The organism is Bradyrhizobium sp. LTSP857, assembly GCF_000938285.1.
GTDB lineage: Bacteria > Pseudomonadota > Alphaproteobacteria > Rhizobiales > Xanthobacteraceae > Bradyrhizobium.
Genome location: NZ_JYMS01000047.1, coordinates 80,656 through 98,945 on the forward strand (window position 1 = coordinate 80,656; position 18,290 = coordinate 98,945).

Here is an 18,290-nt window from a genome sequence, read left to right on the forward strand (position 1 = left end):
CGTGGTGCACACAGCCACCGAGATATTGGCGAGACGAACCATCAGCGCCGCTCGTCGGCGTGAAGCCTCGGGCTCACGGAGAGCAATCCGCCCTGCCCGCACATCTCACGCCCGACGCTGCTGCGTCCACCGCAAGCCCGGCACGCGAAAAATGACGACACATGATCGCCCCTCAAGGTCGAGCCGGGATGGCCGACAAATACGACAAATCCGAATTTCGGTAAAGTGGAATATATTTGCGCTCACGGCTTGACGGCCCCGCAGGTGTGTTGCCCGTCGGGCACCCATTAGCCGGGATACCCGGCGCCGCCTTGTATGCATTATCCCAGTTGCCATCGTGGGGGACTTTCCTTTAGATGCGCCCCAATCCGCCCCCGGATCATGGTCCCGGGCCCAAAAACCCGCAAAATTGTCAAGGGACGAAGCATGGCGCGCAACATTCTGATCCTCGGGGCTTCCTACGGCTCCCTGCTGGGCACGAAGCTGTTGATGGCCGGGCACAACGTGACCCTGGTCTGCCGCGCCAAGACCGCGGAGCTGATCAATCGCGACGGCACCGAGGTGCGCATCAAGCTGCGCGACGAAGCGGTGCACCGCGCCATCTTCTCGCGCGACCTGCCCGGCAAGCTGGATGCGGTGACGCCGGCCGATGTCGACCTCTCCCGTTACGATCTGGTCGGCCTTGCGATGCAGGAGCCGCAATACGCCAACCACACGGTCCGCGTTCTCATGATCAAGATCGCCGCGGCGAAGCTGCCGTGCCTCTCGATCATGAACATGCCGCCGCTGCCCTATCTGAAGCGGATCCCGGCGCTGGCGGACATGGATCTCGAGGAGGCCTACACCAATGCGCAAGTGTGGGAGCGGTTCGAGCCGGGGCTGGTGACGCTGTGCTCGCCCGATCCGCAGGCCTTCCGTCCGCCGGAAGAGGCAGCCAACGTGCTGCATGTCGGCCTGCCCACGAACTTCAAGGCCTCGGCCTTCGCCGACGACAAGCACAACAAGGTGCTGCGCGAGCTCGAAGCCGACATCGACGCGGTGACGCTCGCCGGACAGGATGTTCCGGTGAAGCTGAAGGTATTCGACTCACTGTTCGTGCCACTGGCGAAATGGTCGATGCTGCTCACCGGCAACTACCGCTGCATCACGCCGCACGAGCCGCAGTCGATCCGCGACGCCGTGCACGGCGATCTCGCGCGCTCGCAGACGATCTACGAGCATGTCGACGCGATCGCCCGCCGTCTCGGCGCCGATCCGCAGGACCAGGTGCCGTTCGCGAAATACGCCAAGGCCGCCGAAAGCCTGCTGAAGCCGTCATCGGCGGCGCGCGCGGTGGCGAGCGGCGCGCCCTTCATCGAGCGTGTCGACCTGCTGGTGAAGCTGATCTCGCATCAGATCGGCACGCCCAATGCGGAGATCGACCGCACGGTCGAGACGGTGGACCAGAAGCTGAACGAGAAGATCGTGCAGGGCGGTTCGGGCGCGCAATAAAAGCGCGCGCCGCATACTCGACTTTGGTCGTACGCGGCGGCGCATGACGCCGACGACGTGCGATTGCATCTCATCGATCACGCGATCGTGTCGTTTGCGCGTCCCACAGGCGCTCACCTGAAAATATCACAAGTGCGCGAGCCCAATGCATGTTGCGCATCATATCGCGGCGACGCGCGAGACCAAAGTGAGCCATTTCCGGGCGAATTGAGCCAAAGCAGATCAGGTTCCCGCTTGTGGCGGTGCAAACAACCTCTCGCTCGGACGTGCGCGATCCTTCATTTGCGCAAGCGCTGTATGCGCGTGCGTCGGGCTCGTTGTCTTGTCTCGCCAATGCGCGCGCGCAAGATGCTGTTGCCGAATATTTCCTCGGCCACGTCATGTCTTGGATACCCGTTCTCGAAAATGGATTCCAAAACTGGCGTTCGCCCGGCCGACAAAAAGAATAAGAGAAGAACAAGAACAACAAAAAATGGACCAGGCAATGTTGAGCGTCGTCCGCGCGATGGAGGCAGGCGCGACGACGATGAAGGGTGTGATCGACGCCACCGGACTGTCCCGTCTCAAAATTGAACGTGCGTTGAACGCGCTGGAGAAGCAGAAGCTCCTGGTTCGCGATGGCCAGGGGTTCAGGCCGACCGGTCTGCCGAAGGCCGCGCCGCTTACCCGGCAATGCGGATCGTGCAACGCCTGCTGCGATATCCTCGAGGTGGCCGCCGTCGACAAGCCGGTGAACCAGCTGTGCAGGCATTGGCAGACGGGCACGGGATGCACCATCTACGACCGCCGTCCGCAGATGTGCCGGTCATTCGTCTGCGCCTGGCTGCAAGGTCATCTCGACGACGACTGGTTTCCCGCAAAATCGGGCATCATCGTGCATTTCAGCCAGGACGCGGTCAACGTCACCGTCGATGACCATTGCCCCGATCGCTGGCGCGAGGAGCCGTATTTCAGCAAGCTCGCCGAATGGTCGCTGAACGGCATCAGGCGAATCGGCAACCGCGGTTACGCCACCCTCGTCGTGTCCGGCGCCGACAAGTTCCTGCTGCTCGGACGCACCATCGTCCCCGATCCGACACTGTTCGGGACGGCATTCCTGCCGCTCACCGCCGACACCTTTCGGTTCTGGAAGGCACGATCGCCGGAGCATTTGCAGCGGCTGCACGAACGCATTGCCGAGATCGAGCGGATCAGGCAGGAATTCGGGTCGTGCGCGATTCCGGACGACGATGACGACGATCCCACCCCGCCCTACCGGCCCGCGCTTTTACGGTTATCGAACCTGGCCTGAAATCCATCGTGGGCAACAGGGCGTGATTCGCCCTGTGCCGCTCGACGCGCCCCAGCCGGGTTGGTAAGCCCCTGTCCGCGAATGAAGGGGTTTGAGTCGGGACATGACGGTTGCGATCGAGATGGGGCAGACCCTTGCGGGCGCCGCGGCGGCCATGGACCTCGAGGAACTGCTGGCAACCCGCCTCCTGGTGCAAGGCAATTCGGGCTCCGGCAAATCGCATCTGTTACGGCGGCTGCTGGAACAGAGCGCGCCCTGGGTGCAGCAGGCCATCATCGACCCCGAAGGCGATTTCATCACGCTGGCCGAGCATTTCGGCCATCTCGTGATCGAGGCCGAGGACCATACCGAGCGCGGCCTTCAGGTCGCCGGCGAGCGCGCGCGGCTGCATCGCGTTTCCACCGTGCTCAATCTCGAAGGGCTGGACGCCGAGAACCAGATGCGGCGCGCGGCGGCATTCCTCGGTGGTCTCTTCGATGTGCCACGCGACCATTGGTACCCGATGCTCGTCGTCGTCGACGAGGCGCAGCTGTTCGCGCCGGCCGTCGCCGGCGAGGTGTCGGACGAGGCGCGGAAACTCTCGCTCGGCGCCATGACCAATTTGATGTGCCGCGGCCGCAAGCGCGGGCTCGCCGGCATCATCGCGACCCAGCGGCTGGCAAAGCTCGCCAAGAACGTCGCGGCGGAAGCGTCGAACTTCCTGATGGGCCGGACCTTCCTCGATATCGACATGGCGCGCGCCGCCGATCTGCTCGGCATGGAGCGGCGGCAGGCCGAATCCTTTCGCGAGCTCGAGCGTGGACAGTTCATGGCGCTGGGACCTGCGCTATCGCGCCGTCCCTTGCGTTTGCATATCGGCCCGACCGACACCAGCCCGCGCAATTCGACGCCGCGGCTGATGCCGATGCCCGAAGCCGCGCTGGAGGATGCGCGCGCGGTGATCCTGGCCGCGCCGCCCCCCGATGCCAGCCGGCCGCAGCGCCGGCCGGCACCGGACCTGCTCGAACAGCTCCGGGCCGCGAAGGCCGCCGCGCCCGAGATCAGCCCCGAGCCGATCGAGCTGCCGGTCAGCGCCGAGGCGTTGGCGGAGCGGCGCGAGCGCGTCGACCGGACTTTGCGGGCGGTGCTGGCCGAGCCCGATGCCGGCTTCCGCGCCATCGGCGTGCTCTACCAGGAGTTCGTGGTTCGCTGCCGCATCGAAGGCCTTGGCGCTGCCGTGCCAGACCTCAACGAATTTCGCCGCATGATAACGCATGCGCGGGCCGGTCTCGGCACCGAGCTCGCCGAGGATGACGCCTGGCAGGAGGTGTCGCTGCGCGCCTCGATCCTGCCCGACGACATGCAGGGCGTGTTCATGATGATTGCGCGCGCGGCCAAGGAAGGCTGGCCCTGCCCGGGCGATGCCGCGATCGCGCGCGCCTACGGTTCGCATTCGCTGCGCCGGGCGCAGCGCCTGCTCACCTACATGGAAGAGCAGGGCCTCATCGTCTGCCAGCTCGACGGCGGTGGCCGCAGGTTCGTGACACTGGTGGAGCTGGCCTGGGCGACCGCGCCGGGCGATCCCAATGCCGATGATCTGCCGGTGGAGCCGGCTCCGAGCGCGGCGCCTGCTTAAAAGGCGCCGGCCACGGTGAGGCGAAACGTCAGTGGCTCGACCGGGTGCAGCACGTAATCCATCACGCCGTTCTGGCAGACCGCGATCGGCGCGACGCCGCCAGTGCAGAGATTGTAGAGCGTATCGGTCTTGAGCAGCGACCCATAGGCGTAAGTGATCTGGTTCGCCTTGGCGTTGAGGAGATTGAGCACGTCGAGCTGGATACGCCAGCCGTCCTCAGTGCGATAGCCGAGGCGGCCGTTGAAGATGCTGGTCGCGGATGAGCGGAACGCATTATCTTCCGTCAGCGGGCTGGAGGCGAGATAGCGCCAGCGCAAGGCCCCGAACCAACCGGTCTTCTCGCCGAGCGTGACGCCGGCGGACGCCACCATTGGCGGCGCGTTCGGAATGTAATTGCCCGGCGCGTTGCCGATCTGCGCCGCGGGATAACCAGCGAGCGAGGCATAGAGCGCGGCCTGCTCGCTGTCAGTGCCGCGAAAGCGTGCATGCGTCATCGCGAGATCAGCGTCGATGTCGATCCAGCATCGCGGCCGGTAATGGTTGGTCCACTCGAAACCATAACGGCGGCTGGCACGCGTTGCCTCGGTATCGCCGGCGTCGCCCGAGAACAGGATCTCGGAATCCTGGTCGAGGATGAAGACGCTGAGCGAGGTGTCGAGGCCGGGAATGATCCTCGTGCGAACACCGACCTCCGAGCCCCGCGTGCGCACCAGCAGCGGCGATGGCGACAGCTTTGTGGCGGGATCGGTCGGATCCTCCGTTGTGGTCGCACCGCGGGCGTCGTTCGAATGCATGCCGTAGCCCGCGCCGAGGAAGAATTCGGTCTGGTTGAAGGGACCGAGCACCATCCTGAATTTGGGACTGCCGAGCGACGCATCGACGCGGCCGGAGTTGTTGGAATTGAACAGTGAGGTGACGTCGGCGGCATAATAGTCGCCGCGCCAGCCGACAGTCGTCCTGAGCCAATCGGTCCAGCGCACGGTGTTTTCGGCGTAGATTCCGACGCTGCCTTCGCCGACCTTGTCGCTGCGGATGTTGGAGAGAAAGCTGCGCTGGAACGTGTTGCTCAGCGCCAGATCAATTGCGTCATAGCGCGATTGCAGGCCGATCGTGGTCTGCATCGGCAGGCCCGCGAACGAGCCGTTCAGCGTGCGCGAAATGTTGGCGCCGGCCATCAGGCGGTCGTCGTGCTGGTGGAACTGGTCGCCCAACACGGGATCGCTGAGGTAGTAGGTAAAATTGTTGAAGAGATCGAGCTGGCTCTTCACGACATAGGCGTTGGCCTTCCAGGCGCCGAGATCGTCGCTCTGCGCCACACGGCCTGAGAGCGCGAAGCGATTGGTGTTGCCGCTGTCGCTTGAATCTTCTGAGCCGAAGCGGTCGAGAAAACCGCTCGCGATCGCGCGCTGCGGCACCTGGTCGGTCGAACTCCATGTGTTCGCATAGGCCATGCCGGTGACGGACACGCCATCCGTCGCGGTACCCTGGCTGTAGCGCAGGAGGCCGTTGAGCTTCTTCACATTGTCCGGATTGTCCCACGGGCCGTTATAGGTGCCGAGTTCACCAGCGACGAGCAGCGAACCGTCGCCAACTTTGACGGAGTCCATGCCGAGCAGGCGGCGGTAGCCGAAGCTGCCGGCGGTCACCTGCGCGAGGCCTTTTTCCGTGCGGTCGATCAGGCCGATGTGAATGCTGCCGACGGAGGCGAAATCGCCCTCGTCGGCGAAATACGGCCCCTTGCGCACATCCATCGCGGCGATGGTTTCCGGGATCAGCCAGTTGAGATCGGCATAGCCCTGGCCGTGCGCGTGGGTGCGCATGTTGACGGGGACGTCGTCGACAGTGATCGCGAGATCGGTGCCGTGGTCGAGATTATAGCCGCGCAGAAAATACTGGTTGGCTTTGCCCTCACCCGAATGCTGGGTCACGATCAGCCCCGGCACGGCTTCGAGCGCCTCGCCCGGCCGTGTGACAGTGCGCGCGTTGAGCGCCTCGCCGGAGACGGTGAGTTCGCTCGCCATGCCCGGTGGACCTTTTACGCCGGAGGCAACGCTGGCGGCGTCCGCTCCCGGCGCTGCCGTCGGCTGAGCCACGACACGGCTCGTCACAGCGGTGGGTTTGCTGGCGCGTCGTGGCACCGGCGGTTTCTTGTGACGCGGTATCTCGCCCCCGGTGACCTGGATCGGCGGCAACTCGCGCGAAGCATTGTTGCTTTGCGCGAAGGCCTTGCCGCTATCTGCGAGAAGGACGAAGGCCGAAAATGCCGTCAGCGTGCCGTAGCCGCGGCCGAGATCAGGCCGCCTCAGTCGCATCGGCGCATTCCAGGACTTTTGGCGCGGGACCGCGGCCGTCCGCAAACATGCGGCGATAGAGCACCACCGAGACGAGCCAGGCGACGACGAACAGCGCGATCACGGCGAAGCCGAAATTGGCAAGGGACTCATTGAGACCGTCGACCAGCGCCCACACGCCGCCGGTTAGACCCAGCCGAGCGCCGATCAGGCCGAGCGCCTCGATGCCGCCGATGAACAGCGCGACCGCGATGGAGGCGCCGGTGATGGTGAGGTTGTACCAGAGCTTTCGCAGGGGATCGACGAAGGCCCAGCGATAGGCGCTGACCATCAGCGCGGAGTCGGCGGTGTCGACCAGCGCCATGCCGGCGGCGAACAAAGCGGGGAAGACCAGGACATCCGCGAGCGAAGCGCCATGCGCGGCTTCGGTCGCGGAGATGCCGAGCAGGCCGATCTCGGTCGCGGTGTCGAAGCCGAGCCCGAACAGCAGTCCGAGCGGGAACATGTGCCAGGGCTTTGTCACTAGGCGGAACATGGGCCCGAGCAAGCGCGCGAGAAAACCGCGGCTGGCGAGCAACGCATCGAGCCGGGTTGCGTCATGAACGCCCTGCTCACGCGCGACACAAAAAATCCGCCACAGGCCGGCGAAGATGGCGAGATTGATCGCTGCGATGACGAGCAGGAACAGCGCCGACACCGAGGTGCCGATCAGCCCGCCGATGTCCCTGAGCAGGCTATCGCCGCCAAGGCTTACCACGCCGAGTGCGAGCAGCATGGTCGCGACCACGACGATTGTGGAATGGCCAAGCGCGAAATAGAGGCCGGCGCTTCGCGGCGTATCGCCGGCATGCATCAGCTTGCGCACGACATTGTCGATTGCGGCGATGTGGTCAGCATCGACGGCGTGGCGCAGGCCAAACACCCAGGCGAGCAGCGCGGTGGCCATCACTGCCGGCCGGTCGGCGAACAATGCGAAAGCCCATACCCAGGCGGCGACATTGGCGGCGATGAGCCCACCGAACAGCAGCACGACTCCGGGCTCAACCGCCCGCAAGGACAACCTCGTCACGAACATCATTCCGTCCGCCGCACGCCCATCGCGTCAACGGTATGATCTTTTCATAGAATGATCACACTGGCCAGTGCAATCCCCGGCGGCCGGGACAGTTTTCGTGCATGGCCGCCTTACGCTGCCTCGGCACCGCCGAGATAGGCGTCGCGGACGCGGGGGTCGTCCTTCAGCGCTCGCGCCGAGCCGGACAGCACGATCTTGCCGGTCTGGAGCACATAGGCCTCATGCGCGATCTCGAGTGCGAGGCTGGCGTTCTGCTCGACCATGAACACCGAGACGCCTTCCTGGTTGATGGTCCTGATCAGCTCCAGCACGCGATCGACATAGAGCGGCGACAGGCCCATGGTCGGCTCGTCCATCACGATCATCCGCGGCCGGCTCATCAGCGCGCGCGCCATGGCGACCATCTGCTGCTCGCCGCCGGAGAGCGAGCCGGCCCGCTGCGACAGCCGCTGGCCAAGCTTCGGGAACAGCGTCAGCATTTTGTCGAGATCCTGCGCAATCGCCTCGCGGTCGTTCCGCACGAAGGCGCCCATCAAAATATTCTCGCGGACGCTCATGTCGGCGAACAGCCGCCGCGCCTCCGGCACCGAGGCGATACCGCGGCGGACGATCTGCGGCGTGGTCAGGCCGATCAGCGAGGCGCCATCGAAGATGACTTCGCCGGAGCGCGGTTTCACCAGGCCGAGGATGATCTTCATCGTCGTCGACTTGCCGCTGGCATTGCCGCCGAGCAGGCAGACGATGTGGCCGCGCGCAACATTGATCGAGAGATCAAAATGCACCTGGGCCTGGCCGTAGAACGTGTTGATGTTGGACAGCGCGAGCAGCGGCTCGGGAGATGCGTTCGTCATGCCGCGCTCTCCTGCTCAGCCGCACCCGACAGGCCGTGGCCGAGATAGGCCTCGATCACCTTGGGATCGTTGCGCACCGCTTCGCCGGCGCCTTCCGCGATCTTCTTGCCCTCGTCCATGACGATGACGCGATCGGAGAGGCGCATCACCATCTCCAGCTTGTGCTCGATCAGGAGAATGGTCAGGCCCTCCGCCTTCAGCTCGGCGACGAGGCCCTGCATCTCCGCGGTCTCGCTCGGGTTCATGCCGGCGGTCGGCTCATCGAGCAGCAGCAGCCGCGGCCTGAGCGCCAGCGCGCGCGCGATCTCGACGCGACGGCGGTTGGCGTAGGAGAGGCTGTATGCGGGCTGGTCGATGCGCGGCAGCAATCGCTCGCCAAAGCGAGCGAGGATGACCTTCACCTCCTCGCGAAGCCGCTCTTCCTCGGCCTTGACGCTGGCGGGTCGCAGCAGCGCCAATCCCAATTCCAGCAGCGGGCCGATCACCGGCACGGTCGGCTTGACCGCGCGCAACCGCGTATGCGCGCCGATCAGGACATTGTCCATCACGCTGAGATTGCCGAAGACGCGGCCGAGCTGGAACGTGCGCGCGATGCCCTGGGCCGCCAGTCGTTCCGGCGAAAGCCCAGTGATGTCCTGCCCTTCGAAGCGAACCACACCCGCATCGGGCCGATCGAGCCCGGTCACAAGGTTGAACAGGGTCGTCTTGCCGGCGCCGTTCGGGCCGATGATGCTGATGAGCTCGCCCTTGGCGAGGTCGAGATCGATATCGTCGACGGCGGTGAGGCCGCCGAAGCGGCGCGTCAATCCGCGCAGGGATAAAAGCGTGTCCGCCATCAGATCGTCCCCAGCAGGCCTTGCGGCCTGAACCGTACGAGAAGCAGGAGCACGATGCCGTAGATCAGGATGCGGTACTCGGCCGCGATCCGGAACACTTCCGGCAGACCGACCAGCGCCACCGCGCCGACGATCGCGCCGACGACATTGCCGAGGCCGCCGAGGATCACGACGGTCAGCGCCAGGATGGATTGCTGCGTGTTGAAGGTCTCATGGTTGATATAGGAATAGAGATGCGCGGCGATCCCGCCGCTGACGCCGGCGGCAAATCCGCCGAAGATGAAGGCCAGCGATTTGTAGCGGTTCAGGCTGAGGCCATAGGCGCGTGCGGCGACGTCGTCGTCGCGGATGGCACGGAAGCTGCGGCCGAGATGCGATGAGAGCAGGCGCGCCTGGAGCAGCGCCAGCACCACCATGACCGCAAAACTGAACCAGTAGATCGACGTCGGGCTGATCAGCTCGTAGCCGAACAGCGACAGTGGCGGGATGCCGGAAATGCCGATCGGACCGCGGGTGACGCTTTCCCAGTTCAGGATCACCAGCGACACGATCTCCCCGATGGCGAGCGTCGCGATCGAGACATAGTGTCCGCGCAGGCGGAACGACGGCGAGATCAGCGCGGTGCCGAGCGCCGCGCTCATCAGGCCGCCGGCGATGATGGCGAGGCCCACGGGAACGGCAAAGGTCAGCGACAGCAGCGCGGAGGTATAGGCGCCGATCGCGAGCAGCGCGGCATGTCCAAGCGAAACCTGGCCGATCGTGCCCGCCACCAGCGTCAGGCTGAGCGCGAGCATGCCGAGCAACCATGCATTGATCAGGGTCTGGAGCACGTAGAAGGACACCGGAAGCAGCGGCAAGACTGCAAACACGCCAACCGCGACCAGCAGGGCCCAGCGCGGAATGCGTACCGGCCGGCTCGGCGCAATAAAAGTGCCGGTGAGCGGTTCGGGCGGCGCCTGCCGGGCGCTTGCGAACAATCCGTTCGGCCGCAGCACCAGCACGACGACCAGCAGCAGGAATGCAAACAGATTGCGGTAGCTGGTGCCGAACACGGCGACGCCGTAGCTCTCCACCAATCCGAGCAGCAGGCTGCCGATCACCGCGCCCGGCACATTGCCGGCGCCACCGACGACTTCCGCGACGACGCCCTTGAGCGTGGCCTGAAGGCTCATCGCGGTGTCGATCTGGTTGTAGTACATGCCGACCAGCAGCCCGGAGACGCCGCCGAGCGCAGCCGCAATGCCGAACACGGCCTGATTGACGCGGTTGACGTCGACGCCCATCTGCATCGCGGCGTCGCGGTCCTGCGCGGTGGCGCGCACGGCCCAGCCGAGCTTGCTGTAGCGCAGGAACACGAACAGCAAGAGCGCACTGGTGATGCCGACACCGGCGATGAGCAGATCAAGCGGCCCGATCGTACCGCCACCGACCTGGAAGCGGACATCCGGCAACTGGCTCGGCAGCGCGCGCGGATTGGGCGAGAAGGTCAGCATCACCAGCTGGTCGAGCACGAAAGAGATGCCGATCGTCGCGAGCAGCGGCGCGATGCGCACCGAGTTCTGGAGCGGACGCAGACCGAACCGCTCGATGATCAGCCCGACCAGCGCCGCCGCCACCGCGACCACAATGATGGTGAGCGGCAGCGGCGTATGCAGCTGCACCACCGCGACCCAGCCGATATAGGCGCCGACCAGATAGATTGAGCCCTGGGCAAAATTGATCAGCCGGCTGACGCCGAAGATCAGCGCGAGCCCGACCGCGACGAGGGCGTACACATTACCGACGATCAACCCGTTAATCGTGTAGTCGAGCCAGGAAGACAAGCGAGGTTCCTAGTAAAGAGAAAACGCGGCCGGGGATGCGTCCCCGGCCATCATGTCAGGTCGGCTTGCCGTCCCAAAGCGCGAACTGGCCCTTGCGCACGACGAGCTCGGCGTTCATGGCGCCCTTGACGCGGCGGCTCTCGACGTCGAACGTCGCCGTCCCGAAGATGACGCTCGAGACGTCCTTTACTTTCGTGAAGGCATCCCGAATGGCGCGGCGATCGGTGCCGCCGATCTTCACCACGGCGGCGGCCATGTTCATCGCATCGTAGGCGTAGGCGTTGAAAGCGTCGGGCTCCAGCCCGTTGTACTTCTTCTTGAAGCCGGTGATGAATTTCTGCACCTCGGGCCGTGGATCTTCCGGGAAGTAGCGCGTGCCGACATGGACGTCCTCGACGGCCTCGCCGCCGAGCTCCAGGAATTTCGGCGAGTAGACCGAGCTGGCAGCGCAGATCACCTGCTTCAGCCCGACCTGGCGTGCCTGCCGCGCGATCAGCGCACCGTCGGAATAATAGGAGATCAGGATCAGCCCATCCGGATTGGCGTCGCGGACACGCACCAGCGTCGAGCGGAAGTCGCGCTCTTCCGCGATGTAGGCCTCGGTGACGGCGATCTCCGCGCCGTACTCCTTGGCTGCCTTGACGAAATAGTCGCGGCTGGTGCGGCCCCAATCGGTGTTGAGATGCAGCACCGCGAGCTTCTTGAGGCCGAGCTTCTTCACGGCATAGGCCGCCAGCAGCGGCTGCTCGTCGGCCTGGCTGACCGAGGTGCTCCACATGAAGTCGCCGCCCTTGGTGAAATCGGGATGCGAATTGGTGAAGCCGAACTGCACCAGCCCGCCCCGCTGATAGATCGGCGATGCCGCCATCGAGGCCGGGCTTGAGAAATCGCCGAGCTCCAGGACGATTTTGGGATCGGAGACGAACTTCTGGGCGATCGCGACCGATTGCCGCGGGTCGCTCTGGCTGTCCTCAAAGCTGTAGGCGAGCTTGCGGCCGTTGATGCCGCCGCCGGCGAGGATCTCGTCGAGGGCGAGATCAAAGCCCTGCTTCCATTGGGTGCCATATTGCGCATTCGGTCCGGTCAACGGACCGCTGACGCCGAGCAGGATCGGCTCGGAGGTGTCAGCGAAGGCAGCGCGCGATAATGCCGTTCCTGCCATCACGGCGAGAGAGCCCTTGACCAGGGTTCGGCGATTGATGTTGCTCATGTACGGCTCCATCCCGTCAGGTGTTACAAACAAATGGCAATTCTCGTGCCAGTGAAGATGCCTATTTCGAGGGTTCACCGAGCGACAGCATCAGCCGGTTCGCCCAGTTGAAGAACGACGCGCCGTTGACGACATCGACGATCTCCGCATCGTCGAGACCCGCATGCCGCAGCTCCGCGATATTGTCCGGCCCGAACGCGATCGGCGTCGAGGCCAGCGCCACCGACGCCTTGACGATGGCGTTCCAGCGCTCGCCGAGATCGGCCTTGATGCCTTCGTCGAGCAGCCGCTGCACGTCGTCGCGGCGCTTGGAATAGGTGCTGGCAAACCGCGCATGGACGGACGCGCAATAGATGCAGCCATTGTAGCGCGAGGTCGCGGCGGCTGCGAGCTCACGCTCGGCGCGCGGCAGGCCGTCGGCGACGTTGTAGAAGATGTCCTTGTCGGTCTTGGTGCGGGCTTCCAGCACCTCGGGATCGCGCACCAGCAGCCGGAAATATTCCGACTTGGCACGGGCGCGATCAACCAGACCGGCGAAATGCCGCTCGGTCAGCTCCGCCTCCGGCAGCGGCTCGATCCAGGACACCCAGCCGAGCTCATCCTGGGTGAAGACGACGGGCGGATTGACGGTGCTCATGATGCAGCCTTCTCTTGCGCGTTGACCGCGGCAAGCGTGCGCAAACCGCTGACGACCCGCACCTGAAACGACAGGAACGCGACGAGCTGGGACAAGGTGACGATGCCCGTGTTCGACCAGCCGGCACCAAGCAGCGCCTTCATGTCGGCCGACGCAGCGTCGCGCGGCCGGAATACCAGGAGGTGCGCATGTTCAAGCGCCGCGACAAGCCGGGCGCCGAGGGCGGATTTGCGCTCTGCGCTGACGCGATAAATCAAACCGGCCGTGTTCTCGACTGACAGCGGGCCGGCCGGAAACGAGCCATACGGACCCGACGTCTTGCCCCGCGCGACCTCTGCCTCGATCGCCTCTACCAGAGCTGCGCCATTCGCGCTCGCCGCAAGCTTCGCCCGATAGAAGGCCGCCACCGGGGATTCACCATGGAGGCCGGTGACGAAGAGTGCGATCGCCGCGCGTTCCGTCAGTGAGAAGTCGCTGGCGTCAATCGGTTCGAACAGAGAGAGATAGCTCTTCTGCGCGTTGTCGCGCGCCTGCACGCGCTTCGCACGGATCGCGTCCAGCGCCGATCCCGGTTCGATCCCGGCGAGCGTGTCGATGATATCCTTCGTACTCATCAGTCAGCCTCATGCATTCCCTGAAATCCCGACTAGCCCGCCAGGGCCACATCGGGCGCTGTTCTGGTCCAGCCCAGCGCCGGCGCAACCTTGTCCGCGACCAATTCGATCGAGCGCAGGATGTAGGGGTGCGGCGGATCGACCGAATGCGCCTGGAACACCAGATCGGTCACCCGCTCCAGCGTTGCGTCGGCGCGCAGCGAGGCGATGACATCGTCGGCCGCGCCGACATGGGTGTCGAACGCCTTGATCATCTCCTCCAGCGTCTCGCCCGGAGGCAGGTGGCCGCCCTTCATGAACTGCGGCAGCGCACGCCGCAATCCAATGTCGGCGAGCCGCATCGCCTCGCGGCGGTCGTCGGCGACGAAGATGCTGCGCGAAGCCATGATGCGGGGCTCGCAGCCCGGCGGCAGCGCTTCGAGATAGGCGTCGATGACCGGGTTCTGAATGTCGGCGAGCGTGGCCTTCGGCGCGTCCTTGCTCCGCGGCTGGGTGCGCGACAGCAGCAGGCCGTCGCCGGCCTTGCCGGCGCGCGCGCCGCCCGCCACCGAGAACGTCGCCTGCCAGATGCGCTTGTCCAATTGCGGCCGCTGCGGGTAGAGCGTGTCGCCGCCGTCGAGCGGCTTGCCGGTCAGTGCCGCGCGGACGACTTGCAGGTTGCGCGCAAAGATCTCGTTGCGCTGGGCGCTGTCGAGGCCGAAGGCGGCAAAGGCCGACGGGTTACCGCCGGTGCCGACGCCGAGCTCGAAGCGGCCATCGCAGAGAAGGTCAAGCACCGTGGCATCCTCCGCCACCCGCACCGCGCTCTCCAGCGGCAAGGTGACGATGCCGGTGCCGAGGCGGATGCGCGAGGTTTGGGCTGCGACATAGCCGAGAAAGGTGAAGGGCGACGGCAGCCCGCCCTCGCGCTCGTGGAAATGATGCTGCGCGATCCATGCGGAATCGAGACCGGCCTTCTCGGCGCGCACGATCTGCTCGGCCGCAAAACGATATCGATCGGCCGGCGGCGCCTCGTCGAGCAGCCGCGTGAAGAACCCCAGTCTTTTCAGGTTTGCAAAACGTTTCATACGATTCCTGCCGGGCGAGGATTGCCACGGCCCGGATGATGTCGGTTGCGAGAGCCCGAGACAAGCGGGCAATGCGCAAGGCTGCCAATTCGCCCGGATCCCTCCGCCCAAGGGCGGCGGGCAGTTTGCCTACCAACTCGGCGGCATCGCGCCTTGAAGTTAGCCAGGAGGAATTCTTTCATCTTCGGCGTGTGATGGTTGCCTGCTGCAATCTCGATCCGCGGTGTCACACCGATCTCAATCGGTCTCAGCCGACCGCGCGGCAAGGACGGCTGCGAGGGCGGACAAGGCGAAGATCGCACGCGATTGTAGATCTTGCGTGCGACGCAGTCGCGCGGCTCGCGTTCCGGCCTACCAGCTCGGCAGCACCGCGCCCTTGAACTTGGTCAGGATGAACTCCTTCACCTCGGGCGTGTGATAGCTATCGACCAGGATCTTGACCCACGGCTTGTCCTTGTCGGCGGCGCGCACCGCGATCAAATTGACATAGGGGCCCTTCGGGTCCTCGCGCAGGATCGGATCCTTCACGGGATCGAGTCCAGCCTGCGTCGCGTAGTTGGTGTTGATCGCGGCGGCGTCGACATCGTCGAGCGCGCGCGGCGCCTGCGCGGCATCGACCTCGATGAATTTCAGCTTCTTGGGATTCTCGGTGACGTCCAGCACCGTGGGTTTGAAGCCGACACCATCCTTCAGCTTGATCACGCCCTTGTCACGCAGGAGCAGCAGCACACGTCCGCCATTGGTCGGATCATTGGGGATCGAGACCTTGCCGCCGTCGGGGATGTCGGCGAAAGTTTTGTGCTTCTTCGAATAGACGCCGATCGGAAAATTCACGGTCAGGCCCACCGCCTCGATCTTGTAGCCGCGATCGGCCTTCTGGTTGTCGAGATAGGGCTGATTCTGGAATGAATTGGCCTGGATATCGCCGGCATCGAGCGCGGCGTTCGGCACCACATAGTCGGAAAACTCGATCAGCTGGATATCGAGGCCCTGTTTGGCCGCGACCGGCTTCACGGCCTCGAAAATCTGCGCATGCGGCCCCGGCGTCACGCCGATCTTGATGGTCTCGGCCGAAGCTGCAGCCGACCATGCGGCGAGCACGGTTGAGAGGATCAGGGCGGAACGAAACGACATCTTTGGTCTCCGTGAAGGCTGTGACAACGGTTGGAACCGTATTCTCCCGCCCGGAGTACGAAATCAATGAAAAGAACGTTCATATTTATCGCCCGCGGCGGGCAACGTTTCTCCGTGAGGCGTCAAATGGGAAACAAATCCGGGATCACGCGCCACGCTCGGTGCGCCAGGTTGCCGGCGACAGCATGATCAGCACGCAGATCACCGCGTAGGCGGCGAGCGACACCGTGACCATGGTGGCGAGCCCCGTCATTCCAGCGCCAAAGCTCGTAACCGCGATCCAGCCGCCGCCGGCCGCGATCAGGATCCGCGCGATCGAACCGACGAGCGGGCCCAGTGCACGACCCGTGCCTTGGACCGCGAAGGACGTGACAAAGCCGAAGCCGAGCGCGACATAAGCCGGCGCGACGATGCGCAAATAGGTCATGCCTTCGTTCACGACTTCGGCGTCATGGCTGAAAAGATGCAGCCAGGCGGTCGGGGCAATCGCCACCAGAAGGCCGATCGCCCCCGTCATGATCATGCCGGCGAGGCCGCTGATCCAGCCGATCTTTTGCGCGCGCGCCGTCTGGCCCGCGCCCATGTTGACACCGACCATGGTCAGGGTCGCGGTGCTGATGCCGAACAGCAGCGGGATCATGATGTAGTCGAGCCGCGAAGCGATGCCGTAACCCGCAAGCGCCGAGGTGCCGAACAGGCCGACCGCGCCGGTGACGAGGATGACGGTGAGGTTGGTCAGCACCGCGTTGAACGCGGTGGGGATACCGACCTTCAGCATGTCGCCGAAGATCTTTGCCCGCAACGGCACGATGCGCAGCGTCAGCCCGGCTGCGCCCGACGACATGTAGCGCAGCAAGAACAGCATCGCCGCGCCATAATAGAGGCCGAAGGCAATGCCGGCGCCGCCGATGCCAAGGCTTGGGACCGGCCCGAAGCCGAAGATCAAGAGCGGAGAGATCGGGATGGTCACGATCGCGCCGATTAGCGTCACCAACGCGGGCACCTTGACGTTGCCAGAGCCACGCAGCGCCGCCGCCTGGAGATTGACGATCCAGACCGGGATAGCGCCGGCGAAGAGATAGCTAGAATAGGTGATGGCGGCGGCAAGCGCCCCATCGCGGCCGCCGAGCGCGCGGAACAGCGCGGGACCGCCGAGGACCGCACCCAGTGTGAACAGTGCGCCCGCAATGATCGCGAGCACAATGGCGTGGAACAGCGCGGCATCCGCGTCGTCGCGACGACCGGCGCCGACCGCACGCGCCACCGAAGAGGCAACGCCGGAGCCGAACCCGCCGTTCGACATCATCGTCATCAGCATGAAGATCGGGAACACCAGCGCGGCACCAGCCAGCGCGTCGGTGCCGAGATAGCCGACATAATAGGCTTCCGCGATGTTGACCGCGGTCTGTGCCACCAGGACGGTCACCGTCGGCGCGGCGAGCTTGAGCAGGGTCGGCAGGATCGGCGCCGTCAGCAGCGCGGCCCGCCGCTGCTCGGTCGCGCTCTGGACGGTCGTTGCCACAGGGCGAAGGGGAGCCGCGGGGCGTACTGCGGCCTCCATTGCGGACAACGGCGATGCGGCGACGTCCTCGACTGACATTCGTTGTAGTCCTGTTGTTCCCTGGAGGTCGGCGCCCATCAGGCGACTATTGCATTACGTTCATAATTCATTATTATGATCATAATGCAATAGATAAATCGCTCACGATCCTGTGGCGTTGGCCTCAAGCCGGGCTTCACAGGAGGGAGTCAAGGCCCATGCGCTACGAAAAGGGACACAAGGACGAAACCCGCCGGCACATTCTCGATGTCGCCTCGGCGCAGTTCCGTGAGAGCGGCATCGCCGCGGTCGGCCTTGCCGGGATCATGTCGGAGGCGGGCCTGACCAATGGCGCCTTCTACACGCACTTCTCCTCCAAGGAGGAATTGGTGCGGGAGGTGCTCATGGATTCGCTCACCCGGCGTGAAGAGCGGCACAAGGCCAATCTCGAGAGCGGTGCCGCGCTCGAGACCACGATCCGCGACTACCTCTCGACGCAACACCGTGATCGTGCCGGAACCGGCTGCCCGACCGCCGCGCTCGTCGCCGAGATCGCGCGGCATCCGAAACCGACGCGTGATGCGTTCACAGGGAAAGTCTCCGACATCATCATGCTAATGGCGGAGCAAATCAGGCTCGGCTCCTCAGCGGACAGACGGCGCAAGGCGATCACGATCTATGCGACCATGGTCGGCGCGCTGCAATTGGCGCGCGCGGTCAACGATAGACAATTGTCCGAGGAGATTTTGGAGAATGCTGTGGAGGCGGCCGTCGCCCTCGCAAACGGACAATAGCTTCAGACGCGGGCCAGATTG

At 64.8% G+C, this 18,290-nt stretch carries 15 protein-coding genes; 4 read left to right on the forward strand and 11 right to left on the reverse strand.

Annotated elements, in window-relative coordinates; genetic code table 11:
* The first annotated feature begins 426 nt into the window (after positions 1 to 426).
* The 3 genes from UP06_RS32170 to UP06_RS32180 all read left to right on the forward strand — a co-directional run bounded on the left by UP06_RS32170 (position 427) and on the right by UP06_RS32180 (position 4,397).
* Entirely contained in the window at positions 427 to 1,491 is a 1,065-nt protein-coding gene (locus tag UP06_RS32170; RefSeq protein ID WP_045007733.1) for a ketopantoate reductase family protein, read from the forward strand.
* A 472-nt stretch (positions 1,492 to 1,963) separates the two neighbouring features.
* Positions 1,964 to 2,782 carry a YkgJ family cysteine cluster protein gene (locus UP06_RS32175; RefSeq protein ID WP_045007734.1) on the forward strand — a complete coding sequence of 273 codons (819 nt, stop codon included), beginning with the start codon at positions 1,964 to 1,966 and terminating at the stop codon, positions 2,780 to 2,782.
* Between the two features lie 103 nt (positions 2,783 to 2,885).
* Positions 2,886 to 4,397, forward strand: coding sequence for an ATP-binding protein (locus tag UP06_RS32180; RefSeq protein WP_045007735.1), 1,512 nt, complete (start codon positions 2,886 to 2,888; stop codon positions 4,395 to 4,397).
* On the opposite strand, the gene UP06_RS32185 is transcribed toward UP06_RS32180, so the two are convergent.
* The 11 genes from UP06_RS32185 to UP06_RS32235 all read right to left on the reverse strand — a co-directional run bounded on the left by UP06_RS32185 (position 4,394) and on the right by UP06_RS32235 (position 17,535).
* Positions 4,394 to 6,709 carry a TonB-dependent receptor gene (locus tag UP06_RS32185; protein ID WP_045007736.1) on the reverse strand — a complete coding sequence of 772 codons (2,316 nt, stop codon included), beginning with the start codon at positions 6,707 to 6,709 and terminating at the stop codon, positions 4,394 to 4,396. The two genes, UP06_RS32180 and UP06_RS32185, sit on opposite strands and share 4 nt — an antisense overlap.
* Positions 6,690 to 7,766 (reverse strand): HoxN/HupN/NixA family nickel/cobalt transporter, encoded by a 1,077-nt coding sequence (locus UP06_RS32190; protein WP_045007737.1) that lies wholly within the window; start codon positions 7,764 to 7,766, stop codon positions 6,690 to 6,692. Before UP06_RS32190 ends, UP06_RS32185 begins: the two co-directional genes overlap by 20 nt.
* Positions 7,767 to 7,873: 107 nt before the next feature.
* Complete coding sequence (locus tag UP06_RS32195; protein WP_045007738.1) at positions 7,874 to 8,614, reverse strand: ABC transporter ATP-binding protein; 741 nt, start codon at positions 8,612 to 8,614, stop codon at positions 7,874 to 7,876.
* Positions 8,611 to 9,450: an ABC transporter ATP-binding protein gene (locus UP06_RS32200; protein WP_045007739.1), complete on the reverse strand. Its 840-nt coding sequence runs from the start codon at positions 9,448 to 9,450 to the stop codon at positions 8,611 to 8,613. Before UP06_RS32200 ends, UP06_RS32195 begins: the two co-directional genes overlap by 4 nt.
* On the reverse strand, positions 9,450 to 11,273 hold the full coding sequence (locus tag UP06_RS32205; RefSeq protein WP_045007740.1) for an ABC transporter permease: 1,824 nt from the start codon (positions 11,271 to 11,273) through the stop codon (positions 9,450 to 9,452). Before UP06_RS32205 ends, UP06_RS32200 begins: the two co-directional genes overlap by 1 nt.
* A gap of 55 nt (positions 11,274 to 11,328) precedes the next feature.
* Positions 11,329 to 12,483 carry an ABC transporter substrate-binding protein gene (locus UP06_RS32210; RefSeq protein WP_045007804.1) on the reverse strand — a complete coding sequence of 385 codons (1,155 nt, stop codon included), beginning with the start codon at positions 12,481 to 12,483 and terminating at the stop codon, positions 11,329 to 11,331.
* Between the two features lie 61 nt (positions 12,484 to 12,544).
* Entirely contained in the window at positions 12,545 to 13,120 is a 576-nt protein-coding gene (locus UP06_RS32215; RefSeq protein ID WP_045007741.1) for an alkylhydroperoxidase domain protein, read from the reverse strand.
* A complete protein-coding gene (locus tag UP06_RS32220) occupies positions 13,117 to 13,734 on the reverse strand; it encodes a CMD domain protein (RefSeq protein WP_045007742.1) in 618 nt (205 codons plus the stop codon). The genes UP06_RS32215 and UP06_RS32220 overlap by 4 nt, the downstream gene beginning before the upstream one ends.
* 32 nt (positions 13,735 to 13,766) lie before the next feature.
* The gene (locus UP06_RS32225; RefSeq protein WP_045007743.1) at positions 13,767 to 14,801 is read right to left on the reverse strand and encodes a putative FMN-dependent luciferase-like monooxygenase; all 1,035 of its coding nucleotides are present in this window, start codon (positions 14,799 to 14,801) and stop codon (positions 13,767 to 13,769) included.
* A gap of 351 nt (positions 14,802 to 15,152) precedes the next feature.
* Entirely contained in the window at positions 15,153 to 15,935 is a 783-nt protein-coding gene (locus UP06_RS32230) for a MetQ/NlpA family ABC transporter substrate-binding protein (protein ID WP_045007744.1), read from the reverse strand.
* Positions 15,936 to 16,080: 145 nt separating this feature from the next.
* The gene (locus UP06_RS32235) at positions 16,081 to 17,535 is read right to left on the reverse strand and encodes an MATE family efflux transporter (RefSeq protein WP_045007745.1); all 1,455 of its coding nucleotides are present in this window, start codon (positions 17,533 to 17,535) and stop codon (positions 16,081 to 16,083) included.
* A gap of 158 nt (positions 17,536 to 17,693) precedes the next feature.
* Here UP06_RS32235 and UP06_RS32240 point away from each other — a divergent pair, with 158 nt between their 5' ends.
* Positions 17,694 to 18,269: a TetR/AcrR family transcriptional regulator gene (locus tag UP06_RS32240; protein ID WP_045007746.1), complete on the forward strand. Its 576-nt coding sequence runs from the start codon at positions 17,694 to 17,696 to the stop codon at positions 18,267 to 18,269.
* Positions 18,270 to 18,290: the final 21 nt, after the last annotated feature.